This is a genomic window from Ignatzschineria rhizosphaerae, from assembly GCF_022655595.1.
Taxonomy (GTDB): domain Bacteria; phylum Pseudomonadota; class Gammaproteobacteria; order Cardiobacteriales; family Wohlfahrtiimonadaceae; genus Ignatzschineria; species Ignatzschineria rhizosphaerae.
The window spans coordinates 2,215,483-2,241,247 of the sequence record NZ_CP093379.1 but is presented as its reverse complement, the minus strand read 5'-3'; the positions used below and the strand labels follow the sequence as shown (position 1 = coordinate 2,241,247).

Annotated in this window: 38 protein-coding genes; 4 read left to right on the top strand and 34 right to left on the bottom strand. The window is 38.8% G+C overall.

From position 1 onward, the window contains the following. Positions 1-166: 166 nt before the first annotated feature. Positions 167-865 carry a hypothetical protein gene (locus tag MMG00_RS09950; RefSeq protein ID WP_242147892.1) on the top strand — a complete coding sequence of 233 codons (699 nt, stop codon included), beginning with the start codon at positions 167-169 and terminating at the stop codon, positions 863-865. Positions 866-939: 74 nt separating this feature from the next. Here the strand turns inward: MMG00_RS09950 and MMG00_RS09945 are convergent, their stop codons facing one another. Next, the gene (locus MMG00_RS09945; RefSeq protein WP_242147889.1) at positions 940-1,623 is read right to left on the bottom strand and encodes an RloB domain-containing protein; all 684 of its coding nucleotides are present in this window, start codon (positions 1,621-1,623) and stop codon (positions 940-942) included. After that, positions 1,620-2,819, bottom strand: a complete 1,200-nt coding sequence (locus MMG00_RS09940; protein WP_242147887.1) for an AAA family ATPase — start codon at positions 2,817-2,819, stop codon at positions 1,620-1,622. The genes MMG00_RS09945 and MMG00_RS09940 overlap by 4 nt, the downstream gene beginning before the upstream one ends. Positions 2,820-3,444: 625 nt before the next feature. Here MMG00_RS09940 and MMG00_RS09935 point away from each other — a divergent pair. Then, positions 3,445-4,515, top strand: a complete 1,071-nt coding sequence (locus tag MMG00_RS09935) for a tyrosine-type recombinase/integrase (RefSeq protein ID WP_242147885.1) — start codon at positions 3,445-3,447, stop codon at positions 4,513-4,515. A gap of 9 nt (positions 4,516-4,524) precedes the next feature. On the opposite strand, the gene MMG00_RS09930 is transcribed toward MMG00_RS09935, so the two are convergent. The 16 genes from MMG00_RS09930 to MMG00_RS09860 all read right to left on the bottom strand — a co-directional run bounded on the left by MMG00_RS09930 (position 4,525) and on the right by MMG00_RS09860 (position 11,550). Further along, a complete protein-coding gene (locus MMG00_RS09930; RefSeq protein WP_242147883.1) occupies positions 4,525-4,746 on the bottom strand; it encodes a hypothetical protein in 222 nt (73 codons plus the stop codon). Between the two features lie 7 nt (positions 4,747-4,753). After that, positions 4,754-4,927, bottom strand: a complete 174-nt coding sequence (locus MMG00_RS09925; protein ID WP_242147881.1) for a hypothetical protein — start codon at positions 4,925-4,927, stop codon at positions 4,754-4,756. Beyond that, entirely contained in the window at positions 4,927-5,295 is a 369-nt protein-coding gene (locus MMG00_RS09920) for a Y16D family protein (RefSeq protein WP_242147879.1), read from the bottom strand. Before MMG00_RS09920 ends, MMG00_RS09925 begins: the two co-directional genes overlap by 1 nt. 14 nt (positions 5,296-5,309) lie before the next feature. Continuing rightward, a complete protein-coding gene (locus MMG00_RS09915; protein WP_242147877.1) occupies positions 5,310-5,513 on the bottom strand; it encodes a hypothetical protein in 204 nt (67 codons plus the stop codon). Positions 5,514-5,517: 4 nt separating this feature from the next. Continuing rightward, positions 5,518-5,655: a hypothetical protein gene (locus MMG00_RS09910; RefSeq protein ID WP_242147875.1), complete on the bottom strand. Its 138-nt coding sequence runs from the start codon at positions 5,653-5,655 to the stop codon at positions 5,518-5,520. Between the two features lies 1 nt (position 5,656). After that, the gene (locus MMG00_RS09905) at positions 5,657-5,914 is read right to left on the bottom strand and encodes a hypothetical protein (RefSeq protein ID WP_242147873.1); all 258 of its coding nucleotides are present in this window, start codon (positions 5,912-5,914) and stop codon (positions 5,657-5,659) included. Beyond that, entirely contained in the window at positions 5,911-8,529 is a 2,619-nt protein-coding gene (locus MMG00_RS09900) for a toprim domain-containing protein (RefSeq protein ID WP_242147871.1), read from the bottom strand. The genes MMG00_RS09905 and MMG00_RS09900 overlap by 4 nt, the downstream gene beginning before the upstream one ends. Position 8,530: 1 nt before the next feature. Then, positions 8,531-8,812, bottom strand: a complete 282-nt coding sequence (locus MMG00_RS09895) for a hypothetical protein (protein WP_242147869.1) — start codon at positions 8,810-8,812, stop codon at positions 8,531-8,533. A gap of 98 nt (positions 8,813-8,910) precedes the next feature. Beyond that, on the bottom strand, positions 8,911-9,498 hold the full coding sequence (locus tag MMG00_RS09890; protein ID WP_242147867.1) for an HNH endonuclease: 588 nt from the start codon (positions 9,496-9,498) through the stop codon (positions 8,911-8,913). Next, positions 9,495-9,761: a hypothetical protein gene (locus tag MMG00_RS09885; RefSeq protein ID WP_242147865.1), complete on the bottom strand. Its 267-nt coding sequence runs from the start codon at positions 9,759-9,761 to the stop codon at positions 9,495-9,497. Before MMG00_RS09885 ends, MMG00_RS09890 begins: the two co-directional genes overlap by 4 nt. Next, positions 9,754-10,044 (bottom strand): hypothetical protein, encoded by a 291-nt coding sequence (locus MMG00_RS09880; RefSeq protein ID WP_242147863.1) that lies wholly within the window; start codon positions 10,042-10,044, stop codon positions 9,754-9,756. Before MMG00_RS09880 ends, MMG00_RS09885 begins: the two co-directional genes overlap by 8 nt. Beyond that, entirely contained in the window at positions 10,041-10,262 is a 222-nt protein-coding gene (locus MMG00_RS09875; protein WP_242147861.1) for a hypothetical protein, read from the bottom strand. The genes MMG00_RS09880 and MMG00_RS09875 overlap by 4 nt, the downstream gene beginning before the upstream one ends. Next, positions 10,262-10,543 (bottom strand): hypothetical protein, encoded by a 282-nt coding sequence (locus MMG00_RS09870; RefSeq protein ID WP_242147859.1) that lies wholly within the window; start codon positions 10,541-10,543, stop codon positions 10,262-10,264. The genes MMG00_RS09875 and MMG00_RS09870 overlap by 1 nt, the downstream gene beginning before the upstream one ends. 13 nt (positions 10,544-10,556) lie before the next feature. Then, complete coding sequence (locus MMG00_RS14150) at positions 10,557-10,688, bottom strand: hypothetical protein (protein ID WP_255836706.1); 132 nt, start codon at positions 10,686-10,688, stop codon at positions 10,557-10,559. A gap of 3 nt (positions 10,689-10,691) precedes the next feature. Next, on the bottom strand, positions 10,692-11,141 hold the full coding sequence (locus MMG00_RS09865) for a hypothetical protein (protein ID WP_242147857.1): 450 nt from the start codon (positions 11,139-11,141) through the stop codon (positions 10,692-10,694). 238 nt (positions 11,142-11,379) lie between these two features. After that, positions 11,380-11,550, bottom strand: a complete 171-nt coding sequence (locus MMG00_RS09860) for a ribbon-helix-helix domain-containing protein (RefSeq protein WP_242147855.1) — start codon at positions 11,548-11,550, stop codon at positions 11,380-11,382. Between the two features lie 196 nt (positions 11,551-11,746). Here MMG00_RS09860 and MMG00_RS09855 point away from each other — a divergent pair, with 196 nt between their 5' ends. Both MMG00_RS09855 and MMG00_RS09850 read left to right on the top strand, forming a co-directional pair. Then, a complete protein-coding gene (locus tag MMG00_RS09855) occupies positions 11,747-12,475 on the top strand; it encodes an XRE family transcriptional regulator (RefSeq protein WP_242147853.1) in 729 nt (242 codons plus the stop codon). A gap of 12 nt (positions 12,476-12,487) precedes the next feature. After that, a complete protein-coding gene (locus MMG00_RS09850) occupies positions 12,488-13,060 on the top strand; it encodes a hypothetical protein (RefSeq protein WP_242147851.1) in 573 nt (190 codons plus the stop codon). 4 nt (positions 13,061-13,064) lie between these two features. Here MMG00_RS09850 and MMG00_RS09845 read toward each other — a convergent pair whose 3' ends face one another. The 16 genes from MMG00_RS09845 to MMG00_RS09770 all read right to left on the bottom strand — a co-directional run bounded on the left by MMG00_RS09845 (position 13,065) and on the right by MMG00_RS09770 (position 25,754). After that, entirely contained in the window at positions 13,065-14,060 is a 996-nt protein-coding gene (locus tag MMG00_RS09845) for a contractile injection system protein, VgrG/Pvc8 family (RefSeq protein WP_242147849.1), read from the bottom strand. Then, complete coding sequence (locus tag MMG00_RS09840; RefSeq protein WP_255837839.1) at positions 14,061-14,486, bottom strand: phage tail protein; 426 nt, start codon at positions 14,484-14,486, stop codon at positions 14,061-14,063. Positions 14,487-14,497: 11 nt separating this feature from the next. Continuing rightward, complete coding sequence (locus tag MMG00_RS09835) at positions 14,498-17,203, bottom strand: phage tail tape measure protein (protein WP_242147845.1); 2,706 nt, start codon at positions 17,201-17,203, stop codon at positions 14,498-14,500. A gap of 222 nt (positions 17,204-17,425) precedes the next feature. Next, positions 17,426-17,788, bottom strand: coding sequence for a phage tail assembly protein (locus tag MMG00_RS09830; protein ID WP_242147843.1), 363 nt, complete (start codon positions 17,786-17,788; stop codon positions 17,426-17,428). Positions 17,789-17,849: 61 nt separating this feature from the next. Next, a complete protein-coding gene (locus tag MMG00_RS09825; RefSeq protein WP_242147841.1) occupies positions 17,850-18,356 on the bottom strand; it encodes a phage major tail tube protein in 507 nt (168 codons plus the stop codon). Between the two features lie 2 nt (positions 18,357-18,358). Next, a complete protein-coding gene (locus MMG00_RS09820; RefSeq protein WP_242147839.1) occupies positions 18,359-19,531 on the bottom strand; it encodes a phage tail sheath subtilisin-like domain-containing protein in 1,173 nt (390 codons plus the stop codon). Further along, entirely contained in the window at positions 19,531-19,677 is a 147-nt protein-coding gene (locus MMG00_RS09815) for a hypothetical protein (RefSeq protein ID WP_242147837.1), read from the bottom strand. The genes MMG00_RS09820 and MMG00_RS09815 overlap by 1 nt, the downstream gene beginning before the upstream one ends. After that, entirely contained in the window at positions 19,674-20,066 is a 393-nt protein-coding gene (locus MMG00_RS09810; RefSeq protein ID WP_242147835.1) for a hypothetical protein, read from the bottom strand. The genes MMG00_RS09815 and MMG00_RS09810 overlap by 4 nt, the downstream gene beginning before the upstream one ends. 4 nt (positions 20,067-20,070) lie before the next feature. Further along, a complete protein-coding gene (locus MMG00_RS09805; RefSeq protein ID WP_242147833.1) occupies positions 20,071-22,176 on the bottom strand; it encodes a hypothetical protein in 2,106 nt (701 codons plus the stop codon). Beyond that, complete coding sequence (locus MMG00_RS09800) at positions 22,177-22,698, bottom strand: phage tail protein I (protein WP_242147831.1); 522 nt, start codon at positions 22,696-22,698, stop codon at positions 22,177-22,179. Continuing rightward, complete coding sequence (locus tag MMG00_RS09795; RefSeq protein ID WP_242147829.1) at positions 22,698-23,600, bottom strand: baseplate assembly protein; 903 nt, start codon at positions 23,598-23,600, stop codon at positions 22,698-22,700. Before MMG00_RS09795 ends, MMG00_RS09800 begins: the two co-directional genes overlap by 1 nt. Next, positions 23,600-23,929 (bottom strand): GPW/gp25 family protein, encoded by a 330-nt coding sequence (locus MMG00_RS09790; RefSeq protein WP_242147827.1) that lies wholly within the window; start codon positions 23,927-23,929, stop codon positions 23,600-23,602. The genes MMG00_RS09795 and MMG00_RS09790 overlap by 1 nt, the downstream gene beginning before the upstream one ends. 2 nt (positions 23,930-23,931) lie before the next feature. Then, positions 23,932-24,627: a hypothetical protein gene (locus MMG00_RS09785; protein ID WP_242147825.1), complete on the bottom strand. Its 696-nt coding sequence runs from the start codon at positions 24,625-24,627 to the stop codon at positions 23,932-23,934. Positions 24,628-24,629: 2 nt separating this feature from the next. After that, the gene (locus MMG00_RS09780; protein ID WP_242147823.1) at positions 24,630-25,103 is read right to left on the bottom strand and encodes a phage virion morphogenesis protein; all 474 of its coding nucleotides are present in this window, start codon (positions 25,101-25,103) and stop codon (positions 24,630-24,632) included. Further along, a complete protein-coding gene (locus tag MMG00_RS09775; RefSeq protein ID WP_242147821.1) occupies positions 25,084-25,440 on the bottom strand; it encodes a phage tail protein in 357 nt (118 codons plus the stop codon). The genes MMG00_RS09780 and MMG00_RS09775 overlap by 20 nt, the downstream gene beginning before the upstream one ends. Then, positions 25,437-25,754: a hypothetical protein gene (locus tag MMG00_RS09770; RefSeq protein WP_242147819.1), complete on the bottom strand. Its 318-nt coding sequence runs from the start codon at positions 25,752-25,754 to the stop codon at positions 25,437-25,439. Before MMG00_RS09770 ends, MMG00_RS09775 begins: the two co-directional genes overlap by 4 nt. Positions 25,755-25,765: the final 11 nt, after the last annotated feature.

Below are 25,765 nucleotides of genomic sequence, written 5' to 3'. Positions count from 1 at the left end.
GATGTAAATATTTAATTAGTTAAATATTTCTATAATTTAAATCACCGAACATAGTGCATTTTGTCGCGTTTTCTGTGATGATAGCGTCTCTTAAAAGGTTTACCGGCATTCTACCTTTATCAAATGCCGTGAGGTGCATTGTTATATTTTTATTAGAAAGCTATTTATGAACAGATATCTCTTTAAAGTTTTTATTTTCTTCTCTATATTTATCTCTTCTTTTAGCTTCTCACAGGTCGTAGATGGTAGATATCTCGGGGCTGGTAGTGAAAGTGATGTGATCATTGAAACCAATGATATTGGGCAACAACGTTTTTTAATGAATATCCTTGGAGGTAATGGGCATGTCTGTTTTGATGTCGCCGGTACAATCAAAGGGAATCAAGGGCTTGTTGATGATGAGGAAGAGTTGGGGCAGTGTGAACTTACCTTCACGCAAAAAGGGCATATTCTTGATGTGAATATTGAAACGTATGAAGAATGCCGGCAATATTGTGGCATGCGTGCCACCTTAGAAGGCTCTTACCGTATTCCCCCGCAAGCTTGCACCTTGAATGCGATCGCATTACAGCGCCAAGAGTTTCAAGCTCTATATGATCAAAAGCAATATAAAGATGCCGAGAATATCCTTAATAAACTTCTCAATCAATGTAATTTCTACCTTGATTTCGTAGCGTATGATGCCATTCGCAATGATCTTGCTTTAACCCTTTATCATCAAGATGCTCCAGAACTCTGCATTGAAGTTCTCACCAGCACTATTGCCGTTGATCAAAATGCTTATCTTCCCCCAATGGAGCAAGAGCTTTATGAAGAAATAGAAAAAGCGATTTTGTTTAATTGGGAGTTGTGTGGTGGGGAATAAAAAGGTCATTTCTTTTATTTTGCAGTTTTTGGAATGTTGAATTGTCTGTTTGGGCTGATATATTATCTAAATTGTTATTTAGTAGTTGTTTTTATTTGATCTAATGCAACTAAGATATCTTTGAAAGAAGAAACATGATTAGTCTCAAGAACTCTTTTCTTAATACCATTAAAAAAGTCTTTATTCTTAAAGACTCCTGGGTTTTTTTTTGTATATCTTAAATTATTAGCGCTAAAAATAGCTTTTAAATAAGCTCCGTGATAATGAGCTGTATTCATATTGTTTTGTTTTTTATCCGAAGTAAGAAGGGAAGGGTCATAGGTAGTCACATCGTATTTATGCTTGAATTCTTTGAGTTCTTCACTTAAATTTTCATCTGTAGGAAAGAAGTTATTATTCGCTAGTCCAAAAGTTTCTATACAAATTTTTTGAATTATAATGTTGACAATTACAGTTTTATTTAAGCTGTATTTTTGTATATTACTTTCAATATAAGCTTTTCTTTTGTCGATATCTTCTTCATCAGCATCTACAACAATCCAAAAGTTATCGTAATTATATTCATTTACTTCTTTGATCGCATTTTCAAGATAATTAGTGATGATAGATGGATAGCCGTTCCCACTAATAATATAAAATTCATTATCTTGAGGCGCTTCAGGAGTTCTTTTTTTAATGAAGTTAGTATTTTCTATAATCCAATTTGGATAAATAATTTTTTCTGTTCTTCTACCTTCTACTAATACATATAGGCTCATGATGTAAATACACCTTCTTCATAGACGTCTGAGTTTATTAAAGAAAGGAAAGCATCATGTCTAGATGTATTTAGATTTAAGTCAATAACAGGGTCATATGATTTAATTATGCTTTTATCTCTAGCTATTACTTTCCAGCTATCCATAGATATATTATTAATAATATATGGGTGATGGCTAGTTAATATAAACTGGATATTTTGGTTATATTGTTCAAAAGAAAGCATATCAACAATTTCATCTAGACAATTAATTCCTAATCCGTTTTCAAACTCATCTATGAGGAAAACAATATTTTCATTTGAAAGATAGAAAAAGCAGAGGAGCATCAGAGATTTGGACATACCAGAAGACAGCTTGTCTCCAGAGATAAGATTTTTATTATCTATTTCTTTAATTAAAATTAAATATCTAGTCGCACTTTCAGGATAAATGAATTCTTTTACGGTTATGCTATCAACAAAGGGGAATATTTCTTTATATCTATCAGTAATGTCGGAAAATACTTGGGGAATATGCATTTCGCAGAAATGTAATTTTTTTTCAATACTCCAATCGAGTTTTTTTAATTCTGATATATTAATGTCAGTATTTTGAAGGTCTACATCTTTTTTTCGTTTTGGGGATATATGATGAATGTTTAATCCCTCTACACTTAAATAATCATTGTTTAATATAGTTATCCTCTTTATTGCTGAAATAAATTCTACTATTGCAGGCTCGTCTCTAAGAGAATTTAAAGAGCTTTCATTATCGGGAAGCTTTATTTTAATATTTTTTTTATTAAAAATAAAATTGGTGGGGCTTCTTTCAAGTATTTTTTTATCATCGATATAAAACTGCTCGGAGATAAGTTTAGCATCATCATCAGTAACTTTCTTATCTATTGCAGAGAGAAGGTTAGCAATGAATGACTCTCTGGGATCTTTAGATAACTCATCAAAAATATTTTTTTCAATGTAAGAGAACTCACCAAGCCATCTATAGTTAGTGTTATTGAAGTTGATTTTAACTTCCCATTTGAAGCCGTTAATTGATGAACCTCGTAGAACTTTTTTTAAATCAGATATCGCATTCAATATAGATGTTTTTCCAACACCAGAAGGGCCGACTAATAAGGTCATGTTTTGGTCAAAAGTTAAGGGTTCTATTGTAATGCCACCAGTGTAGCTAGCCGAGAAATATTTAATGATCATGATTTAATAGTCCATTGTTTTATAGCTCTTTGAAGAGTATCAATAAGAATAGTATGTAGCAGGATTAAGTACATATAGAGATATTACTGTGTTACTGTATGGATTGGTAGTCATATTTAAGTTGCATATTATCATTAGTGTATAAATATGTTGTAAAATGTCTAACCAAGTTTATTCGCAATTTCTGTAGCTGTGGGATTGTAGTATATCATCAAAGAGCTCGTATTCTTATGATCTATTATTTCAGTTAAATTAAAGGCATAAGTTGTCATGGACAAAATTGAGGAAAGATAACCTCATCTTTTCTCTTTGTGTGTTATTTTGCGGAGTGTTTTCAATACTATTTATTGAACCTAGTAATTGGAATAATTTAATAGTTCCTAGTTTAGGTAGGTGATTATAATTTTTTAAAAATAAAAAAGCCACTTCCTTTCGAAAGTGGCTTTTTCAGCTAGCTGGTGGAGGCGGCGGGAATTTTAGCTCTTTTCCTTTTTGCGGTTATATACGGTAATCTGCGATACTATCTGCTTATTCAAGATATTTCATAAGAGTATTTTAGGGGTTCTTCGGTAGTTTAGGTGACTCTATTCCCGCCAGAAATCCCGCCTAGTCGTGGAGCTGTATTATGTATGTTAGAAAACGTGGTGACCGTTGGCGTGTTGAAGTTGAAGTGATGGTCGATTATGAGCGTATTCGTGATGCTAAGACTTTTGATACAAAAGCAGAGGCTGTTGCCTGGGGCGCTGAACGTGAGAAGGAAATTGCACGTGGTCAATCACGTAAGACAGATTACAGTAAAACTTTTGGTGATGCTTTACTTTATTATTTAGAAACTGAAACCCCAAAAAAAGTATCTCAAAAAAATGAGACGCTACGTATTAATTACTTCCTAAGATGCAAAGAGTTAAATACAGATGTAAAACTACATTCGTTAACGTCAGAGATGATTGAGAAGTATATTGCACACCGTCTTAAAAAGGTAATGACTTCAACCATTAATAAAGAGATCTCAATTATGCGTTCAGCAATTCGAGTTGCTACGCAGAATCGTTGGATTGATCATAATCCTTTTGAGGGAATATCTCAGCTTAAAGAACCACCACCACGTAATCGTAGAATATCGCCGGCTGAAGAATCTCGGATTTTAGAAGCTCTTGATTATGAAGAGGGTATACCGCCAGTTCAAGCCAGGCATCGTGTTGCGATCATGTTTCTTTTTGCGTTAGAAACAGGGATGAGAATCGGAGAGATCAGCGATATGGATTGGAATAATATTTATATTAAAGAGCGATACCTCAAAATTTTGATGTCCAAGAATGGTGATTCTCGTGATGTGCCTCTTTCACGTCGAGCAATAGAGCTTTTAGAAATGATGCGAGCACATTCAAGAACATTGATTCATGATAGAAGCGAAAAAGATGAGTTTGGGCGTGTAATTAGCTATCGTGCGCAGCCGGTATTTTATAAAGATTATCGAGCATCTGCATATAAGGCATCTGCGATATTTAAGAAATATGCTAAGAAAGCGAATGTTTTTGATATGACTTTTCACGATACCAGGCATGAGGCATGCACTAGATTAGCTCGTAAAATTGATGTGTTAGATTTGGCTAAGATGATAGGGCATAGAGATCCAAGGTCATTAATGATTTATTATAACCCGACAGCTACTGAAATAGCTGATCGATTAGGATAGAAAAAGCCCTTAATCTAAGGGCTTCCAGTCGTTATTATCTTTCACAGGGTTCTCTTTTGCTCTTTTAATGATTTGATCATATTTCTTTTGCGTAATCTTCTTGTGAGCTTTAACTCCATTAATTATTAACTCATATTTAGGATAGTAAGAGTACATCAACTTTCTACTGGTATACATTCCCAATAAGAAACAGCCAATAAAGAGCATTATAAGTGCTATATCAATTAACATAGTTTATTTAAAACCCTCTTATCAAATGGAATAATACGAAAAGTAATATAATGCCGGAACAAAATCCAAAGATGGCCAACATACCTAAAAGCAGTTCTTTGAAGTATTTCCAATCTAAAATAATAGGTTCATCTTCCTGGTTAAAGTTATTTGGCCAACCGAAGCGATCATCTTTTCCCATTAATATAAATCTTCAGGTTTTAGTTGGCCTAATAGGCTAATTACAGTTCTTTCTGATCCATTTAGTGTTATTTCTGTGAACCCTTCTTTTAATAATTCTGAGCTTTTAATACCATTTTCATTAAGCAGCTTTAATTGATTTTGCATAACCGCTATTTTTTTTGCAGTTTTCGCATCTACAAAGCGCTTATGGCTGGTTATGAAGCCGAGCTCAATGCCTTCTAAAGGTTCAGCGTATCCTGCGATATTACATTCTATTGCGTGATCGTAAGTTATACCCATAATTTCAATGGTAATAATTTCATCTGATTCAAACTGAAATGCTTCGTATCTAATTGCTGCGCTAATTACTCTTTCATTTGTATTCATCGTTTGTTTCCTTCTTATTCAAAATCAATTTTTATAGGTGATTGGTCATTGATGTGAACAGTTTCAATTCTCCCTTTTTGATTAATTTCAAAACCATCTATTAATTGACTCATAATGCTTAAGGCGAATGCTTGGCCCTCTTTAGTTTTCATGTATTGCGCCAAAAACTGCGGATAATAGACATGGCTTTTTATTATTGTTTTTTTATAATTAAACATAGTGTTATCCTCCTAAAATCTGATCAAATGCACCATGCACCCACATGCCAAACACAAGCATAATGGTTGATGCCAATACTGACTTAATGCTCTGTGAGCCTAATAACCCTAAAACAGCTAAAACCATTAAAAAAACTCCCACCCTAAGCCTCCTTTCTAAGTCCTAAAATATATTCGTTAATCTCATGTTCATAAAATCGAAGATCCCCTTTTACTGTTAGCCTTACTGCTTTAGGGAATCCAGGCGTATGCATGATGTTTTTTGTGAGATGAACGACTGATATATCCAGTTTTTCTGCTACCTTTGCCACTGAGATTATTTTCGTGTCATCATTCTTGGCCCCAATCTCTTCTCGGATCATTTGCCGGAAAAATTCTAAAAATTGTTTGTCTTCCATCATTTCCACTTCCCATTCCATTTAAAGACATAACAGCGTGTAGTTCTGCCGCTTATGCTTGATTTAACTGTTTTGTTTTCGATAAATTCAAAGGTTTTTGTTTTCGGTAAGAGCTTACGTAAGAGCGTGACATCAATTGGTGGTAGATTGCGGTCTCGTGCCATTTTTGCGATATCGTTCAAGTTAATTGCGAGCTCAAATTCTTTGTTGTTTGAGTGATTAATCAAGGAGCTTCGATTATCTAGATTTTCATCACGTTGTAAGTCTTCAAGCAGATACCAGAATTCTTGTACAGGCTCTGGGTCGTGATCCAAGTCTTTTTGGCGATCTTCAGCAATTCGCATAATGAGCTTGGCTGCCTTATCACGGTTTTTATAATCAATGTTGTAGGTTTCTGTGAGGGCTTCTAAAATAGCGAGTAAGAGCTTATGAACATCACGAATACGGGAATGCACAACACGGTCACTATCAATAAAGATGTCTTTGATCGCTTCGTATTTGTCGAAGATGATTTTTAAGATCGATTTCTCTTGTAGAATCGTCTGCAGAAGAAAAGAAGAGACATCATCTATCTCTAATCGCATTAATTTTTCGGAAGCTCTTTTTCCTGCCGGCGTATGATGGTCGCTTGTCATGTGCAGGTAGATAAAGCGAGTAAGTGTCGCTTCATCCGCATCAATCTTCACGTTTTGCGAGACAACAATCGACCCGTAGAATGGTGATTCGTCAGTATCATTACCGTTATTGTTTTTCCCCTTCGTTCTTACTGAGCGGCCGTTAAACTGTGTTTTTGATTCGTAAAGCCAGTCGTCCTTTCCTTTCTTTGCATCTTTCGATTCTGATTGCCCCTCGATGTACGAAGTTGGCATATTTGAGAATTGATTCAGTGTGCGATAACGTCCTGCAGGTGTCGATGTCGTGGGGTTGATCCCTTCGTAGTTATCACGCCCCATCAGCTTCCACATAAATTCGAGTACTGCTGTTTTCCCTGATCCTGCTTCCCCAGTAAATTCTAGAAAAGGGAAGTAGCCAAGTTCGTGGCGTATTTGAGTCGCAAAGAGTGAGCCAAAGAAGTACGCTAGGACAATAAGGCCTCGATCGCCAAAAGCAGTGATATAGTCATCAAGCCATTGCACCGGCTTAATATTTGTTGATGGATTAAAGCTTCCAGGCGTGAATGTGTTTTTGATGTGATAGTTTTTGAAAGAGTAATAATCCTCTTTATTCGGTAAATGGATTTCGCCATCTTTTACCGCGAATTGTGGATAAACGTATCCCTTAGCTTCTGGGCAATATCCTACATAATCAATTGTATGTACCGTTTTTATGTAAGGTGCTTTGAGTTCATAAAGCTTTTCAATTTGATGAGCTTTACCAGAGAAGTTTGCCCCTGGTAATGTATCAATGATTCGGCTGCCAAATTCATTAGGTGATTTAAAATGTTTACCACTAAAGATGCCTCTGTCATTACCACGGGAGTTTTGGATATCAAGATAGAAGCGAGTTTCATCTGTTGCGATTGAGCGCTCAACATAGAGAAAATCAATGATACATGTGCCAATCTGTGTAAGTGAAAGTTCTGGTTCTTTATCTTCCTCCTCATCTTCTTTGTCTTGTAGGCCAGAAGCGTTTTTAACTTCAGCCCAGTAAGTTTTATAATCATGTTCAACAATGAAGGACTGCCATAAATTGCGCTTCCACATTAACAGCGCTTTATTGTATGCGCTTGTTGCTGTGAAAAGGTCGCCATTGTAGTAATAGAGCTCGATATCTTCAGGGGATAACTTATCCTGGATATGGCAATCGTTCCAATCCATTTTTGAACGAGTAAGAGCCACTTGGACATTGGTAAACCCTAACTCTTCAACACGAGCAATCATTTTGGGGATTGCTTCATATCCTGCTTTATTACTATCAAGTGCAATCACAATCGTTGTGAGTTTATCAAGATTTAATGATTGGATGGTCTTTGCCGGGAAGTTATGACAAGTCATTGCAGAAATAGCGCGAATACCATGCTCTTGCAGTGCCAAGGCATCAAAGATTCCCTCAACAATCCAAACATCGCCCCTGCGTTGATTGAATTCTGGTGTAACCCAACCGTATCCAGAGTAGTAAATACCTTTTGGGAAATTGGCTTTGTCACTTCCAATATCTTCGATAATTCTTTCCCAGAAGCACTCTTTATCATTAGCGACAGGGAAATAAAAACGAATTGTAGCAGAGCCTTTACCAGTCTTTCTGTTATAAGCTGTCTCTTGCGTAAAGTTGCCGGCACGAGTTGGATTTAATCCACGTTCATCACTGAGGTAGAATTTAGCGATGCCCTTTGGATCAATTTTTCTTTCATCCCGCATGAAAGATTCAGCTCGTTCAGTCACTGATTTAAATAGCTCAGGGTGAAGCTCACGAATCAATCCTTTATAACCGCAATTATTAATACGGTTACATTGGATTGACCACGGTTCATCACCAACTGCCCATAAATCCTTTTTCCCACAATCAGGGCAAACACCGCCGGCAAAGTTCTCACCGGATTGGCGCATCCCATATTTGGAAGTTAAAACAGAGATAATGCTCTCTCTGAGAGCACTATCCATTTTTCTATGATTCGACATATTAAGCTGCCCTTTGAGCTGTAAGAACCATTGAAGTCTTACTCGCAATTTGTCTGCGAATAGAATTTATCTCCTGGCGTAAGCTCTTCATCTCGATACGCATAAGAATGCCGGGTTTATTATCTTCAACCCATGATTTCACTAGATCGCTATAAAGCTTGATGTTGCGGTTTACTGCGACCACTTCATCAAGAACCGTTGCAACGCTTAATAACTCTTCTAATTCAAAGAGGTTACTTCTGAGTCTTTTTGAAAATCGGATGGCTTCTAATAGCTTTTGCATGATGCTTCCTTTATAATGATTTTAATGTTTACGTGTAGCAATCAACGTCCAAGTAGCTGCTACACTGTGAATTGAGCCACTTCTTATGAAGTGGTTTTTTATTGCTTCTTTTTACTTCTTCTCTTATTCGCTAAAATATTTAGCCTAATTAAATAGACGGCCTGTCTTTTTAGTTCTTTCGGAAGAGCAGAAAATCCTCTTTTATTCATTCGCGCTAATTCTCCTTTGGTAATTTTCATCAAATTAACAAGAGAAAAGTTCTCTCGATTGTTGTCTATAAAAAGAATGGCTTCATCAGCTAAAACAGGTGTATTGCTCTCTTCCCATACTAAGTAGTGCTTTGGTCGCCAATGATTTGGCTCTGCAACCTTAATGTAGGTATAACCATCTTCTCTTTTAATGGCAGCGCCAACTTCTAGTGTGTTATGAGGTCTATGTCCTTTCTTAAACGATCCTGAATTAGCTCCAGTTAGTCCCACTGATCCTTTATTCGCAGGGATATGCCCTGCAGGGAAATACCAAGTATCTTTCGGTCTTAAGAGCCCATTTCTTTTGCAAAATCCACGTATTGCAGCGACTGTTCTATTTTTTTTAAAGTGTTGATTAAATTTTTCAGTGAGCTCTTTCCGTGTCATTGTGCTTTGGTTCTTTTTAAGAAAATCGATCTCTTCTACTGTATATTTCATGATTTATCTTCCAATCCTAAAATGCGCTTTTCAGCTGCGTTATCACCCATGCCAAACTCTATTTGTGCTTTAAGTACTAGCGCGGCATTATCAATAATTTTTTCTGAAATTTTGCACATGGAGTCAGCACGTTTAATCTCACGCTCAAGTGTTTCACTATCAAGATCTTCATTATTTAAGCGCTCAATCTGCTCAAAAAGATGATCATTAAGATTAACTAACTTGTTCTTCCTACCTGTAAATTGACCATTTGCATTACTCATTTTGCTTCTCCTTATCTTCACGCCAGTACTGACCGCACATAGGACAATAAGTACAATAGATATTGACCTTGGTTTTCTTTGGCTTACCGTTTTTAGTTTCTGATAATATTTCCACTGGAATGAATGGCTGCACTCCAGGACCGGCACCTTCTGATAATAAAATGGCTGAATTTACAAACTTGGCTTCACTAGGGTTAATCAATTCTCCTTTTTCCTTATAAAGCTCTAAAATCTTTTCTTCCATTTCAGAAACACATTTACAAAACTCTTTCTTCTTACTCATGCTCTAATTCCTTTTTTTAAGTCTGCATTCTCTTTCGAGAGTTGTTTAATAATGCTCGCTTGCTTTGCTGATTCGATATTTGCGAGTTTGATTTGATAGGCTCTTTCCGTTTCTATCCATTCTTTTGCAAGTGAATAGGGAATCTCTATATCACCGATAATTGAGCGCTGATGCTGTTGCATTTCTTTGCGTTTTGCAGATAGTTCAATAATGTTCATTACTCCTCCTTGTTATCCTCAAGACTTTCTAAATAATCCTCATATCTATGAGAGGCAATTGTTGCGCTAGAAAGCTCTAATGCTTTAGATAATGGGATCATTCGGCAGTTGCTGAATCGCAAACAAAATGCTTTAGCTCTTTCAAAGGTAAATACCTTGGCTTCATTCAATTGATCAGTTGTAATCGAAGGGCTTTGAAACTCTTCTTCAACAAAATCAACACTAAATCCTCTAAACTGAGAAACGATTACATATTCATTGTTTGGAATATTTTCTGTCATTACTTGTGTTCTCCTATAACTCGCCAATTTCAATTAAGTACTGCCTAACTTTGTCTGGGGTTGTACCTGCGTATTCGGCACAATCTTTGACTTTATCGCCGGCTTTCCACGCTAATAAAACCTCTTCTTTTTGCTCTTTGGTCATGACTTACCTACCTAATACTTTGTAAATAAGTGTTTTATTCTCATCGCTAAAATGCTCGTGAGATAAAGTAATAAATTTATGATGGCAGATGGCTTCACTCGTGAAGTTTCCAGTAATAACGATGGGTTTTCCGTTAGCGAGCTTTATCAGCAATTTTATTTTCTCCTCAGTAAGATAATCTGAGTTATCTAATTCAATCAGAATGAGATTTGATTCTTGGATGTGCTTTATCATCCCCGCTTTGGTTCTGTATTCGTAATTCATAACCGTACTTTCACCGTTGGAGAGAGCCATAGAAATTAGGGTCAATAGTGTTGATTTCCCCGTTCCCGCTCCGCCATTAATAATAAGTGGCATTTTTTTGTTCTCGTGATTTAAGCCTTCAAGGTAACTAAGCGCCTTTAGGCCCTCTTTACCAAATACTTTTTTAATAACTTCTCTTGCTTGATTCATGTTGTTTACCTTTTTTAGAGTTAAAAAAATCCCTCGCACCGAAATGCGATTAAATTTAATAAAGTGAAAATTAGAGATTTAAGCTGTTGCTAATGCCTTAAATGATGCCGAAGCGACGATCTCTTCTATGGTTTTGATGTTTGCATCACAGTTTTTGCAATAGTAGATTTTTACCCTTGTTTTGCTCGACTGCGGCGCTGTATATAAGAGATGTGCCGACCCATTACAACCGCTACATTTAAACCTCTGCCTTCTGTCTATCCTCATCCAATCCCTGAGCTATAAAGATTCGAGCTTGTCCGCCTATTGAGCGGCCTTCTTTCTCTGCTAATTCTTTTAATTGCTCATAAATAGAAAGATCGAACCGAATAGAAAGTGTCTTTTGTTCATTTTTCTTCTGTTTATGCACAATCAAACCCCTCTAATATTTAAATTACACCTAAAAACAACCAATGGTTATAATGTAACCAGATGTAACCGCATTGGTTATTTGTGGTTAACTTCTATTTTCAACTAGGAAGCTTCTAAAGTCAAATAATAATTGAAAATAGAAGATTTTACGAGATGTGTTGTTTGATAAAAGGATGTTGGGTAAGGGTTTTTTTATGAGAAATCAAAAAATAAATAAGAATATTGGTCAAGAAAATAAGTTTGTGAGTAATTTTGGGGAAAATTTGAAATCAATTAGAGAAAAAAGAGGCTTAAATAGAAATAGTGCCGCACAACTAGTTGAAGTTTCATATTCCACTCTTCAAGCTTGGGAAGAAAATAGTGGTAGACTTCCTAATGCTTGGAATATGCAGAAGCTAGCAGAAGCCTATAATGTAAGTGTTCAGGATTTATATACTGGAGAAATTTCGGAAATAAAGCCTACCAATATTCATGACACTCTTGGAAATACAGTAGATATCGAAGAGTTCGTATTTATTCCACGTTATAACGTCCAAGCGAGTGCAGGATATGGTGCAGATGTATCGATGGAGAATATTATGCATCCTATGGCGTTTCGTAAGTACTGGATTGATAATATTCTTGGTATTTGTGCTAAATCACTTATTGTAATTGGTGTAAAAGGCGATAGCATGGAGGGTGAGATTAATAACGGTGACATTATCTTAATCAATAAAGAAGATAATACGTTATTAAACGGTATTTACGTGATTCGTATCGAAGGTGATTTGATCGTGAAGCGTATTCAACGCTTACCCGGCGGAATCATCAAAGTGATTAGCGCTAATTCAGCGTATGAGAGCTTTGAGATTGATACGAATAACCCACCATTAGATTTTGAAGCGATTGGCCGTGTTGTTTGGCATGGTCGTAATGTGCATTAGGAGAGGATTAATATGCAAAGAGTATTTCTATTTTTTACGTTTATTTCAACAATAATAGCACTGAGTTTTAATCTCGCATCTGCCCAATTAGTGCGGGAAGGACTAGAAAAATCTGAATATAGTGGCGAGTGGCCATTCGTAGCAGATGAGGTCGTATTAAATTGTTTAGATGGAAATGTAACGATTTACAATTATGATGACGATAAAGAGTATCCTTTGATGCCTATCGATGCACAAACTCGTAAGGTTTTATTTATTGAGGATTCTATCGAGCCAATCTTAGTAAAAGGAGCAGATACCACGGAGATTTTGAACAAGGGAAAGGCGCTTTGTAAGGGTGACAATGCCAGTAATCTACCCGATGTTTCAGACGAAAGAATGACGTTACTTGCGGAAAATAGAATTATTGCGGGGCTCTCTGATCCATTAAGTTTTAAACCCTTGTCACATGAGATTAAAAAAGATGATGATAATATTTTTGTGACAGTGAAGTATCAAGCTAAAGATGACGGAAAGCCAGTGAATGGCATTGTTACTGTTGTCTTTGATTATTGGGGAAGCTTTGTAAGATTTGATAGAGATTAGGCAATTATTCCTTTGGTTTTACCTCGGCTTGTAGTTCAGACACAAACCCATTAGAAGCATCAATTCGATGCGTGATAGTGGTCACGATCCAATTATGATTATCCATCTCAGTCTTGAAGCCCACCAATTTGAGTGGGCTTTCTGCACTTAGTTCGGCATTGCCTCGTGCGAGATTAACGCTCACACTTGCTAAGCTACGCTTTAAGCGTTTGAATTGTTGATCGGCTGCTGTTTTAGCTTCCTTTTCGTTGTTGTAAATCTTTCTAATCTTAAACGGCCGGCGATCTTCTCCAACGATTAAGGTTTGGCGTTTGGCTTTGTCAGAAAGTAGAAATCGAACCTCAACCCCTGTGTATTGGTCACGATCTGAAACCGTGTAGTTATGCTGATCTCCATCTGATCGGTTGTGCGTGATCGTATCCAGGCTTTCCCCTGAAGCCGTCTTGCCGGCACCACGTTCTAAAAAGAGCAGTGTTCCATTTTTTATCGTCGCAATTGCGTCATACTCTTCAGCAATACGAGTGAGAAGATTCGCATCAGACTCGTTTGCTTGCGACTTCTCTTTGATTTTGATCTTTTGGTAAATCTCAGCAACTTTGGATTCTAGCTTATGTTTTTTGGCAATCGTTTCGACAATCTCTTGAATCGTTTTATTCTCAAAGAGTAAGCTTTTACGTTCTAAAAGCTCTTTCTTAAAGTCTGCAGAGTGAGCACCGATGGTAATAATATCGGGTGGGCCAGAGTGCATGACTGAATCAACAATGAACTTGCCCTTATTGATGAGATTAATCCCAAATCCAATGGCAATCTGGATCTCGGCATCACGATTTGGGAGTTCTATTAAACCGTCAGAATCATTAATCACAATCTGCAATGTATCGGCATCAAAGCCTCTGTTTTCAATCAGAGAGATACTATTGATATTATTATTGAGTAAGATAGACGGCATCCCATTAATCGTGATGGCCACATTGGGTTGATTTTGATTTATTACTAACATTTATAGCCCCAATGCACCTTTCATGCCGACAGCGATTTTTGAATAATCCAGGTTGTCATCACCTTCTCGTTTGAAGTTGATCGTGTACTCAATCACCTTTGGTCGTCCGTCGGCGATTTGATGAGTTTCTGATGTTGTCATGCTCTCAATCACATAAAAACCATGCGTTGTGCCGTTCGATTCAATTAACGGGAATGCTAACCCTGAAGCCGCCTGAATCTCAAACGTCTGCAGTGCTAAACGGCCACCTGTCACAAATGGCACTAATGTGCCAGTGATGGTAATTTTATCTTCACCTGGACCAAGATATTGCCGTGCATCTCTTGCCCCAATTCGTTTATTATATGCGTGGTTAAAGTTTTTCTCAGTACTCACTTGAGCGTAGGGCACATTACTTGCCGAAAACAGCGAGAAGCCCCAAATCATTTGCGGTAACATTAGTGTTCATCTCCTATAAATGCTTTGCTTTTGATAGCTCGTGCAATAGCGCCCCCAATTACGTCTGGGCTTGCGTTAGTGGTTGCATGAACCTCAACGTGTACTTCTTGATGATTAGTAGTAGTGATATTCTTAATAGGATTAGCAGGAGTAATGACTAATGCTGCAGTTCCTGCATTCGTTCTCTGTTTCGGTGTGCGTCCGAAAACCCCATCTAGCTGCTCTCCTATTAAGTCACCGGTGTAACTCAAACTATCTGCAAAGTAATCGTATGTATTACCTGCAAAGTTGCCTGTTTTCTTCATCCACTCTGGGGCTTCAAATGAGAAAAGCTCGCGAATCCCGATTATCATCGCACTGATCAACGCAATCATGGTATTGAATAGTTCAACAACAGGTTGCATTGCATTTACAACGGTCTCCCACAAGTTTACAAACCAAGCCTTAATCGTCTCGATGTTATTGCCAATCCATTCAAAGCCACTGATTACTTCTTTAATCGCTTGCATTAACCAAGCAAATGGTAATGTTGCAACATCATAGATGAAACTAAGTAATGGCCCGATATATGGAATCTCATAGATCAGATCGCTAACGCTATTACGAAAGTCTAATAAGAAATCGAGTATCCCTCGGGATGTATTAAAAAAGTTGGTAAACCCACTCGTATCAATAGTAGGCGATACCCACATATTGCCAAGCCACTCAATTCCTTGGATTGCTTTTTCAATTAACCAGGACAATAGTAGAAATGGGGCAGTAGATAACTCATAAATAAAGCTTAACGCTCCACCAATAATCGGGATTTTCTTTAGAATATCGCTAATATTTTTACGAATATTGAGAATGAAGTCGACGCTTCCTCTTAGTAATCCTGTGAACTTATTTGCACCAGTCATATCAAATGCCGGCATAATCCAAGCATTACTAATCCAACTAATGCCCTCAATTACTTTATCAATAACCCATTTTAAGAGAAGAAATGGTGCGGTAGATAGCTCATAAATAAAGCTTAATACTCCTCCAATAATCGGGATTTTAGATAAGAACTCACTGATTCTTTTGCGTAATGTAACAAGAGATTCCAATCCTTTTTGGATATAAGTAACGGGCGCATCAAAGAATGCCTGGAAGAACTCCCAGATTTGATCTTTATAGTAAACAAGAGCGACAACGGCTGCGATAATCGCCCCTATCACAAGTACAATAGGGTTCGCTAAAACAGCCATATTGAAAATGGCCATCGCAATAGATAGTGCTCCTAGCCCTCCTACAACTGCAACAATGCCCGCTGTTACTCTAAAGAGAGTACCGGCAAGCTTGGGATTTTCTTTAATCCAGTCACTGATTTTACGAGTCATCTCTGTGATGGACTGAATGAGTGAACGAATACCGCCAGTTTCAAGCTCTGATACGTTTATTTGTACGGCTTCAATAGCGGACAAAAATCCAACCCAATCACCTTTAACGTTGTCAGACATTACGCCAGCAACTCTTGCGGCTTCTCCTTCAGCGTTATAAGCAGCTTCGATTATTTTGATAAATTCATCATAACCATTTTCATCTATGAAACCGGCAAATCCAGCGGCTGCCTCTTTACCGGCAATATCAGTTAAGTATCCTAGCCTTTGGGCATCTCCCATTTTTTCGGTAGCTTTGATCATATCAATAATGATGTCAGGCATTCCTCGGAAGTTACCTGCAGCATCTTTAGTTTTTATCTTCAAAGTATCAAGTGCTTTAGCCGCTCGACCTGTCGGAGCCGCTAAGTTTACTGCTAATGTTTTAAGGGATGTTCCTGCTTGTGAGCCTTGAATCCCGATATTTCCTAAAATACCTGCCATTGCGGCTGTTTCTTCTAGCGGGATATTGAGCTTGTTGGCAATAGGAGCAACGTATTTCATCGTTTCACCGAGAGTCTCAATACTTGTATTAGTACGAGTAAATACGCTCACTAAAATATCTGAAACCTTATTCATTTCGCTTGGATCTAATCCAAAAGCAGAGAGAATATTAGAACCGATATCTGCAGCACGTCCAACATCAACACCACCTGCTTTCGCAAGATCAAGCGTTGAGGGCAGGGCATCCATAATTGCTTGGGGATCAAAGCCGGCCATTGCATAGAACCCTTGTGCATCCGCTGCTTGTGTTGCACTGGCCCACGTTGTTGCACCTAATTCTTTTGCTTGTTCACGGAGTTTTGCAAGCATAGGATCATCTGCGTTCATACGAGTTAAGGCTTGCACTTTACTCATTTGTTCATCAAAGTTGAAGCCTGGCATCATGAAGCGTGCGCCCACATATGTTGCTGCGGTAGCGGCTCCCGTCATTTTTACGCCACGACCCATCTGCTCTTTGCCACGTTCCATTGCGGCTTGTCTGCGTCTAACTAATCCCATCTCCTTATCCATTTTTGCATTACGCATATCAATGGCTTTGTTGGTTTCATTAATGCGACTTAGTAGCTCTTTTTCTGATTGAATCAATTCATTAGAAACCGGAGCTCCAATTTTAGCGAGTCGTTGTTGCTCGGCTTGAACATCTTTTAAAGCGCCTTTTGTCGATTTTAAGACACTATTATATTGCCCCATATCGGCTCTATAACCTTGGCTTAAGCGCTGTGACTGCTTTGCAATGCCACGAAGCGGGGCAGTGATCTTATCAATGGCCGCTATTTGGACTTTTAATTGTAGATTGCTCATATAAAAAAAGAGTCTGCGATCTTAGTGCGGGAATCTGCAGACTCTTTACCTCCTATTTCTTTTGCTTCGATTCATCCATTGCGGTTTGTTGTCTATCGTTTTCGAGTATTGCTTCACAGTTCCAGATCAGTAGGTCTGTGAGTGACATCTCGATCAAATCGCGATAAGTGAAGAATGGGAATGTTAATCCAATTCCTCTGATTAAATCCTCAACGTAGATGCCTACATCGCTTGTGTCGTTAGAAGCTGAATTTCTGCCCCTGATTCCTGCAAGCCTTTTACTAAATCGTTCAAGTTCTTGGGGAATAAAAACCCCAACACTATATTGTTAATCATGTTTAAGTCCCCAAGACTTAAGCGCTCAACTGATGGCAATGGCCAATCGCTAACTGCAGAGACGAAGTTCATCACTTGCTGTGTATCACCCGATTGTAACTGTGTGATTGAGATTCCTTTCAAGTTCCCGGCTAAAGGTTTTTTGAGTGTGATCTCGGTATATTCCTTCTCGCCGATCATTACTGGTTCATCAAGCTTGAGTGTTACGCCAGTGATAGTTTCGTTGATTTTCTCTTCTTTCTTACTCATGACTATTTCCTATATTTCAATAAATTAACGGATTGAATTAATGCTTTAGGCAATGCCTGGCTTAATAGCCAAGCGCTGCGTTTTCTTCTGCTTTGAGGTCTACACCATTGACGATGAGGACGTTATCGAGCACTCGCTCAACATAGATGACTTCGTTGTTCCAGATGTATTCTGCTGTGATTGCGTTAAGCGTGACTTCACCGCCTGAAAGGTCGCCTTTCTTCAATGATTCAGGATCATTTTCAAGGCTTCCGGTGAAGTTGGCCGTAAATGGAATTAAGTCACAAGTTGATGGATCTTCAATCGCACCTTTGAACTGCAGACGAATATTCCCTAAACCGCAACCCTGTGGAATGAGTGTTTGAATATCAATGCCTTTCGTGGTGAACTTCACTTCCATTGAGCCTTCAAAACCTACTGGAATTTTGAGCGGTCTTGTCATACCCCCTGTTTTAATCTCTACATACTCTTTGGCCGTAGATGGGAGGGTGACCTCTTCCACAGTGCGCCCGATGGGGTCTGCATTGAGATAGAGTTCAAAGTTTTTTAATACGCCAGGTAATCTCATGTTTATACTCCCGCAATTTCGTTGATGAAATCACTTGTAAGCGTGACTTCAAGAGATGGGTTTTCTGCAGGTGGAACAGGGGTAAATTTCAGTTCCCATGCAGGTTTACCATTCATCAGATCGTCCTTACCATTCTTCTTAGGGTGAAGAATAATCTCACCGCCAAGAATACGGCCAGCTCGTTTGTGATCAGATAAACGGTTGTTATAGTTCAAGCGGAAATCTTCCATAATCGCTTTAGTAAGCGGTTTGTCTTGCATTGAACGTCGTAGATACTCTGCGGCTTCTTCAGCTAAAAAGTTATTGGTACGTGTGTAGACTTCAAAGAAGAGAGAAGAATCAGGCTTAGATGCTGTTCTATTGCCCCAAATTTTGATACCGCCATCATCACGCACAAAAACAGAGACTCCTTTTTCGTTCAGTGTGTTTGCGCCGGTACCATAACCGTTGACTGCTTTAAAAGTGACCTCTTTAGTCGTGCCCACAACTTCTTTAAGGATGTTGTTAGAGATTGACCAGTGCCATCCTTTTTCTTGATCTAACCGAGCACGAAGCCCAGCAAGCTGTGCAACTGAATAGCGCTCAGTATCTGCTTTTAGCTCAGTGTTATACGCTAATCCATTATTGAAAACAGGCATTGCATAAGCACTGGAGAATCCTTCACGGGCTTTTAAAGCGTCAGAGATCGTTGCGCTTTCATCAAAAGAGACATAAGCAAAACCGAGTGCTTTCTCAGCGATATTCGCAAGCTTCAGGCGAACGCTTGGCGTTGTGTCATACTTCGGGCAAATGAAGATTTTAGGCTGAACACCGCATTGTTGCTGTGCAAGCTCAAAAACATCTAAGCCTGTACGTTTATCATCTTTGATGTCGCCCATTACATTTGCAATCGTGCCTTTCTCGTCAACACCTTCTTCAACACGAATCACGATGATTGCGGTTGATGCTTCTTTATAGATGTCTTGAAGCGCTTCTTTGAGTGTTCCCGTTGCACCGGCTTTGCCAATCGCTTCTGGGATATTCGTCACTAAAACGGCTTGGTTAAGTGGGAAAGCTTCAATATCAGCATCATCTGCCGTTGCAAGAAGCCCAATTGTTGATGTGGCCACAAATGGCATTGGGGTATAGCCGTGCTCATTAATCTGCAGACTGACACCATGATTGTATTCTGTCATTACTTAGACTCCTTCTTAGCTGTTTTTGCCTTAGCGGTATCTTCAACAAAGCCCGCTTCAACCCATTTTTGAGCATCTTTCTCTGTGTAATGCTCCCCTTTTGTGAATCGGCGATTGCCTTTTCTAAATTCTCTAATGACGATCATTTAGCTTCTCCTTCTGTTTCCGCTGCTTTAATCTCTCTAAAAAGAACGGTTGATTGCTCAATCAAAGCATCAAGTTCTTGCTCTTCTGTTTCTGTACGATCTTTAATACGCTCATAACGCTTAATTTGGGTTTCGATTGCGTGAAGATCATCACGTTTTTGCTGAAGAGTCTGTGCTCTCTTCTGTGCTTCATACTCATTCATCAACAACTCATCATGAACCCACCCATTGAGTGACCATTTATGCCCTGGTCTTTGCTCTCGATATTCTTGAAAAAGTTCTTCAGTCATCACGACAAGATTTTCGTAATCGTTGTCATACTCTTTTGCGACTTCATCATTTTCGTATGCGTAAACTTCTAATGTTTTTTTGTTTGTGTAATGTTTCATCTTCTTATCTCATCTCTGCCCAAAATGATGTTTTGCCTAGCGTATAGCCCGTAAATACGACCTTATATTTACTGCCGGCAGGAATAATAACTGTTAAGGAGTTGTCAGAAGCATCAGTTGTGTCTGCATAAGCGATTAAAACATCATCACAAAATACGCTTATAGTTCGAGTGCCCAGATTCCCCTGATTAGTCCAAATTGATATTTCAATTGGCTTGCCTGTTGAATTTGTATAGGGCGTATCTGCGACTCTTTGATCCGTAACATCAACCCATTGTTGACCAAATCCAAGCATTGAATTTTGCAATAAACTCAACGGAACAAGCGTATTGCCATTTGAATTCATATCTTTTGCAACGTTGTACGTAGAAGCATCACCGTGGCCCATGTTTCTGCGGCCTTGCGCTGCAGTCGTAGCGCCATGACCACCTTCGGTAATTGGCTTGACTCGTGTGAATGCGGCATCGGCTCTTGCTTGTGCAGTTTTCGCATTTGCTACTCCAGTGTCGGCAGTTTTCTGTGCATCCTCCGCTTTACTGACTCCGAGTAATGCGTTGATGTTTGCGTCATATGCTGATTTAGCACTAGCAACGAGATCTGATCTGTTAACTTTAAGATCCGAGTTAAGCTGATCGGTTGTGAGTGGGATTAAATTTCCACTAACTCTAAGAAAACCTTTTATATTAGTAGTGTTATAAGTAGTCCATTCTTCAGCCCACTCACCATATACACCGTTAGCACTCATAACTCTAAGCGCTCTGCGAGGTTCTGTATAAGCGATAGCTGTCTGTTTTCTTCTATCGCCCCCTCTATAAATCAAAGATGTTTCAACCCAGTTATAGCCAGAAAAAGGTAAGTTTGTTGTTAGATTTGTTGAAATATGGGCGCCGTATAGACCAATAGACCCTACTTCAAGATCATCCGCTGATCCTGTAAATAGATAGCTTCCTTTAGTTTTCAAATATTCTGAAGCAACATCTTCGGGAAGCACTTTTTTCTGTGCTACATTCATAGCCTCAACTGCATTGGCATTAGCTGTATTTGCAGTTTTCTGAGCGATGACAACATCACGATTAAGTTGATTAACGACATAAATAGATGCGGCTCTATCTCTATAATCGCCTAACGAACTTGTTAACTGATCTTCAGTTAAAGGAATGAGTTTCCCATTAGCTCTTAAAAAACCCTTAATAGATTTCGTATTAGATGTTGAGTAAAACTCAGCCCACTCAGAAATTACTCCATTCTTAGAACTGATCATTGCTAAACGATTATCGGTACTTAAATGAAGTGATGACCAATAAGTTCCGCCCCACCCCGCGGTCACTAAAGAATCACCAGATGACTTCCAGCTAGGGAATCCTGTCGCCCCTCCTGCAACTCTATAAAACCCGTTAGCAATTCTCTGACTTGCATCATATTCAACAGATAATGGTGGGGCATTAGTAATAGAGCCAAGCCCAAAAGAATAAAGATCCATTTTCTTCAATGCTTCATTCATCGCATCAACTGCATTAGCATTCGCAGTATTCGCTGTCTTCTGTGCATTTACAGCCGCACGATTCACATTATTGACTGCAAAGATCGATGCAATCTTCGTCTTATCATCGCTGAGCGTTGATGTAATTGGCACATTCAAAATTTTGTTGTAATCAAGGGAGCTATTACTTGTAAGGATATCAATCCAGCCGCTCCATGTTTTTGCATCAAGCGCATTACGATAACTGATCTCTTTGTCTGTATAATAGAACTGCTTAATGGCATATTTACCGGAAGCATCACGCCATTGACCAAATACTGCGAGAATCCCATTGCCCTTAAGGCTTGAAATTCCTGACATGAAACCTTTCCCAAAGTAATACTCGGGTAGTTCATTTTGTATTTTTCTTAAATCAGCATGAACCCCGATTCCCATCTCATGGATATTTGCAATCGTACAAGCAAGATCCAAGATCGGATTATTGGTATTAGGCTGATCCTTTTCATGAGTTGGCTGATCACCCACAACAGGATGTAATCGAGCCATAATGCGGATAGCATCAAGCTTATTTTCTGGAATGATCAGCTTTTTATCTAAGAAGAGATCTTCTTTTCTTGCTGTTTCAATCATCTATAAACTCCCGTATAAGTACTCGCCGTTATACAGCGCTTTGTTGTTATAAAGTAAAGTCTGCTCATACTTCACTATTCTGAGCTTGTTACGTGCTGAACTTGTGTAATAGAGAAGATTGACGGCATTGTTGTATTGATCAATCGTGAAATGGTTCTCAAAAGTCACATCATATTCCGCCCAATGCCCTGAGTTTTCGACAAATGTCATCTCTCCAAGTCCTGCTGCTCTTATGACTCTTCGCATCGATTCAATCGTGCCTTTCTTTCGATTGATTAACGGTGCTGCAGCAATCACTTCTCGTTTTCTTTGTATTGGCCAGTCGTGATTAAATTCATCAACGTCGAGTGACCAAGCTAGCCAAGGAAGCAGATCAACCGGACAAAACCATGGGTTCCAGATCCACTGAAACTTGAAATCTTCCGGCGGACGATTCGCAAAAAAGCCGGTCTGTTCAAGATCGATCTCAAACTGTGTTGATGTCCGCGGCAATAACGATTGTTGCTGAATGTTATTCGGCATTACGATTCCTCCGCTTTTCTTGTAACAACGACATCTTTAATGACGATGTAGGCAAAAGGTTCTGGCATCACATCACTTTTTGGCATTGTAATTTCAATATTCTGAATACCAGGGACTCGTGCAGTTGCATGAATTAAGTTGTAAGTAAGCGGATCGCCAAAGCTCAATCGATCATTCAGTTTTAGCAGCGCTTCTTTCACTGCTTTATTCACTGACTCTTCAAAATAGCCGTTGTAATAAGTCGCAATGAGTTCAATGGTTACTTCGTGAATCTTGCCACTTCTCACAATAAGCTTGTCATTAAGCGGCCTTTTATCATCTGGTGTGATGAAGTCATTAACCTGTTTAATCAGTGTCTTATTCGCTTGGCCATTTCCTTTTCTAGAACGAATATAAAGATGCACTTCTCCCGGCACGGGTGTTGGTAACATCACAAACGACTCTTTGACTTCTTCACTTGCTTCAATCGCTAAACGCTCATATCCCGATTTGGGACCTGCTACTTGTGCTAGTCGGTCTGCAGTTTGTGCCCGAAAACGTAAGCTCTCATCATCTTCAAGCACCGCAGGCCTTGGCGGGTTCGTTGTGTCATCTGCCGGCACTAACACTCGGCGATAGATCAGCAGGTTTGCGGCTAATACATCAAGATTATTGTGCGTTGCATATTTGAGCATCGATTGCTTTAAATCTTCGTTATATGCATTCTTCATATTGATGCGATCATAAGCCCAGGACTCGAATGCTTTTTTAAGCGGATCACTCTCAAGCACGATCTCTTGATAGCTCGGATGTCTACTCACAAAATTAGCAGTGATCTCTTCGAGCTCTTTCTCAAAATCAATGACTTTAAAAACAGTAGGTTCAGGAAGATCAACAAGATATTGACTGGCTTTAAATTGCATTATTTAATCTCCCTCTCAAAAGTAAATGTGTCATTCGTCTCTTTTTTGACTGCTTCGATCTCAATTTTCGGATGCCCAGGCATATCAATTTTCAAGTTGATTCTGCGTATCTCAATGCGTGGTTCATATTGTGTAAATGCCATCATCAATGAGCTCATTAAAAGCATTCGATATTCGGCATTCATTGGGGCATCGATCTTGGGTACTAAGATCGTGCCGTAATCTCTTCTCATCACTCTTGTACCTATCGCTGTTGTCGCAATATCTAAGAGTGATTGAATGATGTGTTCATTCTCAGAAATGGGTAAACCTGTATTTCTATCGATCATGTTTACTCCATTACATCTGACATGCCTTCTGGCGTGTCATGTTTGTGGGTTGTGAGTGGGATGCCGTTTACAATCATTTCAACGCTGTAAGCGGGTGCGTTAAACCTTGCCGTATTGTTGAAAACGACTGGGTAATTAAATACTGCTTGTAATGATGATCTGCCCATTCCACCGCCGGCAGATAATCCACCACTGATAAAGACATTGCCATTCAAGTTAATAATCGGTGACTTAATGATTGCTTGTGAGCTTGCATTAAGCGTGATTCTGTCGCTGTTTGTAATGATCTCTTGTGAGTTCACTACTGTTTTAGCTTGTGAATTAATAACTGTTTCATTGCTCACATTTATTTGTAAGTTATTGCCGGCATGATGAATTGAGTCACCATTATGAAAAAGGATTTTAAAATCTGTTTCACCAAGCCCCCCGAAGATATTCGCGATGTCATAGAGGCATAGAAAGCGATTAACTTCATTCTCACCAGACTCGCTAACAACAAGACCACCCATGCCAATCTTTGGATAAGCAAAGATCGCTGTATTCCCCATAAATGGAAGAGAATAGGGCATCCATGGTGATTTGTGATCACCGCCCATCGAAGCTTGCACAAGAATCTGGCCGTTCTCACGTTTAATTCCAATGATTTCTTGAACTTGTATCAGCTCCGATAATCTTCTTTCCACATCTGTTGGTAACATGCTTATGACTCCAAACTAGTTTTATCTGCAAGAGCTTTGGTAATTTCGTCTCTTACGATGATTCTTTCAGTTTTACCGATTCCTAATAACCTGCGCTCGGGGTATCTCACTTTTAAACCGAGTTTGTTAACTGTTGCTTCTCCCCCTTCCTGGTGGGTTTCTAATATGTGAATATTTTTACCCCGAAAACCGACCATTGCTTCTTCTGCACTATTTTCAATAAACATTAAGCGCTTGGCTTTTCTACTAAGCTTTTTAAACATCAGCCCTTTTGGTGCATTTTTGTTCTTCTGCGGCCTTCTTGGGGCAAACTTGTTGAAGTCTGGATCAACATTCTTTTTAATCTGGCCAGCTCGGTTTCCACGAATTCTCATCGCAATAACCTTTGCCATTTTTCTTCTGGCACTAGGTTTTACATTTCGCATAAGAGCAGAGAGTTCATCATTTAACTCTTGATCATGGACAGTGAATTGCATCTATCATTCCTTCATCATCTTTCATGATGTAGCGGTTTCTGACTTTGAGGCGTACTTGCATAAAAGCATCATTTTCTTTGATGACTTCAACATCAAAATTCATACCTTTTTTAAGTTCATCCTCTGTTAAGCCACCATTGTTCTCTTCGTACCAAACACGAATCGCACCTAATACAGAAGGGTAGGGCTTGATCATGTTTGTTAGATTAATGACAACTAATTCTTTGAGATAAAGAGAAAAATATTCCTGTTCAACGCTACCTTCATCTATCCAGATCTCGACAGATGCTGGGTCTTTTACATATTTCTCAACTAGCTTTTTAAGTCCATTAATCATTTTGTACTCACTTTTTCATCAATGCGCTCAACCTTGATTTCTAAGCTATTCATGCGCCGTTCCAGTGCTTGCGTTGATTGATCTGATCGCATCAAATGTCGATCCACGTTTTCAATCTTTACGAAAATTTCACGTTGTTGAATCACTGACTCATTGACTGCTGCCGTTAATGAGCCGATTTGTCCTGATTGACTAGTAAGATGTGCCGAGCCGATCGTAACAAGAACCCCAATCACGAATGTTAAAATGCCAATTACCACTTTTAGCATTCGTTTATCAATTACTGCGTTTGTTGTTTGTGCTACTTGTGTCATTGCATACTCTT

Coding starts and splice junctions, on each gene's coding strand:
- MMG00_RS09915 (WP_242147877.1), bottom strand. CDS start 5,513: ATGTTTAATTATAAAAAAACAATAATAAAAAGCCATGTCTATTATCCG.
- MMG00_RS09865 (WP_242147857.1), bottom strand. CDS start 11,141: ATGAATCAAGCAAGAGAAGTTATTAAAAAAGTATTTGGTAAAGAGGGC.
- MMG00_RS09825 (WP_242147841.1), bottom strand. CDS start 18,356: ATGAGATTACCTGGCGTATTAAAAAACTTTGAACTCTATCTCAATGCA.
- MMG00_RS09845 (WP_242147849.1), bottom strand. CDS start 14,060: ATGTTAGTAATAAATCAAAATCAACCCAATGTGGCCATCACGATTAAT.
- MMG00_RS09790 (WP_242147827.1), bottom strand. CDS start 23,929: ATGATCGATAGAAATACAGGTTTACCCATTTCTGAGAATGAACACATC.
- MMG00_RS09840 (WP_255837839.1), bottom strand. CDS start 14,486: ATGATTTGGGGCTTCTCGCTGTTTTCGGCAAGTAATGTGCCCTACGCT.
- MMG00_RS09785 (WP_242147825.1), bottom strand. CDS start 24,627: ATGTTACCAACAGATGTGGAAAGAAGATTATCGGAGCTGATACAAGTT.
- MMG00_RS09900 (WP_242147871.1), bottom strand. CDS start 8,529: ATGTCGAATCATAGAAAAATGGATAGTGCTCTCAGAGAGAGCATTATC.
- MMG00_RS09885 (WP_242147865.1), bottom strand. CDS start 9,761: ATGAGTAATGCAAATGGTCAATTTACAGGTAGGAAGAACAAGTTAGTT.
- MMG00_RS09795 (WP_242147829.1), bottom strand. CDS start 23,600: ATGCAATTTAAAGCCAGTCAATATCTTGTTGATCTTCCTGAACCTACT.
- MMG00_RS09890 (WP_242147867.1), bottom strand. CDS start 9,498: ATGAAATATACAGTAGAAGAGATCGATTTTCTTAAAAAGAACCAAAGC.
- MMG00_RS09930 (WP_242147883.1), bottom strand. CDS start 4,746: ATGTTAATTGATATAGCACTTATAATGCTCTTTATTGGCTGTTTCTTA.
- MMG00_RS09850 (WP_242147851.1), top strand. CDS start 12,488: ATGCAAAGAGTATTTCTATTTTTTACGTTTATTTCAACAATAATAGCA.
- MMG00_RS09920 (WP_242147879.1), bottom strand. CDS start 5,295: ATGAATACAAATGAAAGAGTAATTAGCGCAGCAATTAGATACGAAGCA.
- MMG00_RS09925 (WP_242147881.1), bottom strand. CDS start 4,927: ATGGGAAAAGATGATCGCTTCGGTTGGCCAAATAACTTTAACCAGGAA.
- MMG00_RS09780 (WP_242147823.1), bottom strand. CDS start 25,103: ATGCAATTCACTGTCCATGATCAAGAGTTAAATGATGAACTCTCTGCT.
- MMG00_RS09875 (WP_242147861.1), bottom strand. CDS start 10,262: ATGAACATTATTGAACTATCTGCAAAACGCAAAGAAATGCAACAGCAT.
- MMG00_RS09805 (WP_242147833.1), bottom strand. CDS start 22,176: ATGATTGAAACAGCAAGAAAAGAAGATCTCTTCTTAGATAAAAAGCTG.
- MMG00_RS09775 (WP_242147821.1), bottom strand. CDS start 25,440: ATGATTAATGGACTTAAAAAGCTAGTTGAGAAATATGTAAAAGACCCA.
- MMG00_RS09835 (WP_242147845.1), bottom strand. CDS start 17,203: ATGAGCAATCTACAATTAAAAGTCCAAATAGCGGCCATTGATAAGATC.
- MMG00_RS09895 (WP_242147869.1), bottom strand. CDS start 8,812: ATGCAAAAGCTATTAGAAGCCATCCGATTTTCAAAAAGACTCAGAAGT.
- MMG00_RS09880 (WP_242147863.1), bottom strand. CDS start 10,044: ATGAGTAAGAAGAAAGAGTTTTGTAAATGTGTTTCTGAAATGGAAGAA.
- MMG00_RS09945 (WP_242147889.1), bottom strand. CDS start 1,623: ATGAGCCTATATGTATTAGTAGAAGGTAGAAGAACAGAAAAAATTATT.
- MMG00_RS09940 (WP_242147887.1), bottom strand. CDS start 2,819: ATGATCATTAAATATTTCTCGGCTAGCTACACTGGTGGCATTACAATA.
- MMG00_RS09950 (WP_242147892.1), top strand. CDS start 167: ATGAACAGATATCTCTTTAAAGTTTTTATTTTCTTCTCTATATTTATC.
- MMG00_RS09830 (WP_242147843.1), bottom strand. CDS start 17,788: ATGAGTAAGAAAGAAGAGAAAATCAACGAAACTATCACTGGCGTAACA.
- MMG00_RS09810 (WP_242147835.1), bottom strand. CDS start 20,066: ATGAAACATTACACAAACAAAAAAACATTAGAAGTTTACGCATACGAA.
- MMG00_RS09800 (WP_242147831.1), bottom strand. CDS start 22,698: ATGCCGAATAACATTCAGCAACAATCGTTATTGCCGCGGACATCAACA.
- MMG00_RS14150 (WP_255836706.1), bottom strand. CDS start 10,688: ATGACCAAAGAGCAAAAAGAAGAGGTTTTATTAGCGTGGAAAGCCGGC.
- MMG00_RS09905 (WP_242147873.1), bottom strand. CDS start 5,914: ATGATGGAAGACAAACAATTTTTAGAATTTTTCCGGCAAATGATCCGA.
- MMG00_RS09935 (WP_242147885.1), top strand. CDS start 3,445: ATGTATGTTAGAAAACGTGGTGACCGTTGGCGTGTTGAAGTTGAAGTG.
- MMG00_RS09770 (WP_242147819.1), bottom strand. CDS start 25,754: ATGACACAAGTAGCACAAACAACAAACGCAGTAATTGATAAACGAATG.
- MMG00_RS09815 (WP_242147837.1), bottom strand. CDS start 19,677: ATGATCGTCATTAGAGAATTTAGAAAAGGCAATCGCCGATTCACAAAA.
- MMG00_RS09820 (WP_242147839.1), bottom strand. CDS start 19,531: ATGACAGAATACAATCATGGTGTCAGTCTGCAGATTAATGAGCACGGC.
- MMG00_RS09870 (WP_242147859.1), bottom strand. CDS start 10,543: ATGACAGAAAATATTCCAAACAATGAATATGTAATCGTTTCTCAGTTT.
- MMG00_RS09855 (WP_242147853.1), top strand. CDS start 11,747: ATGAGAAATCAAAAAATAAATAAGAATATTGGTCAAGAAAATAAGTTT.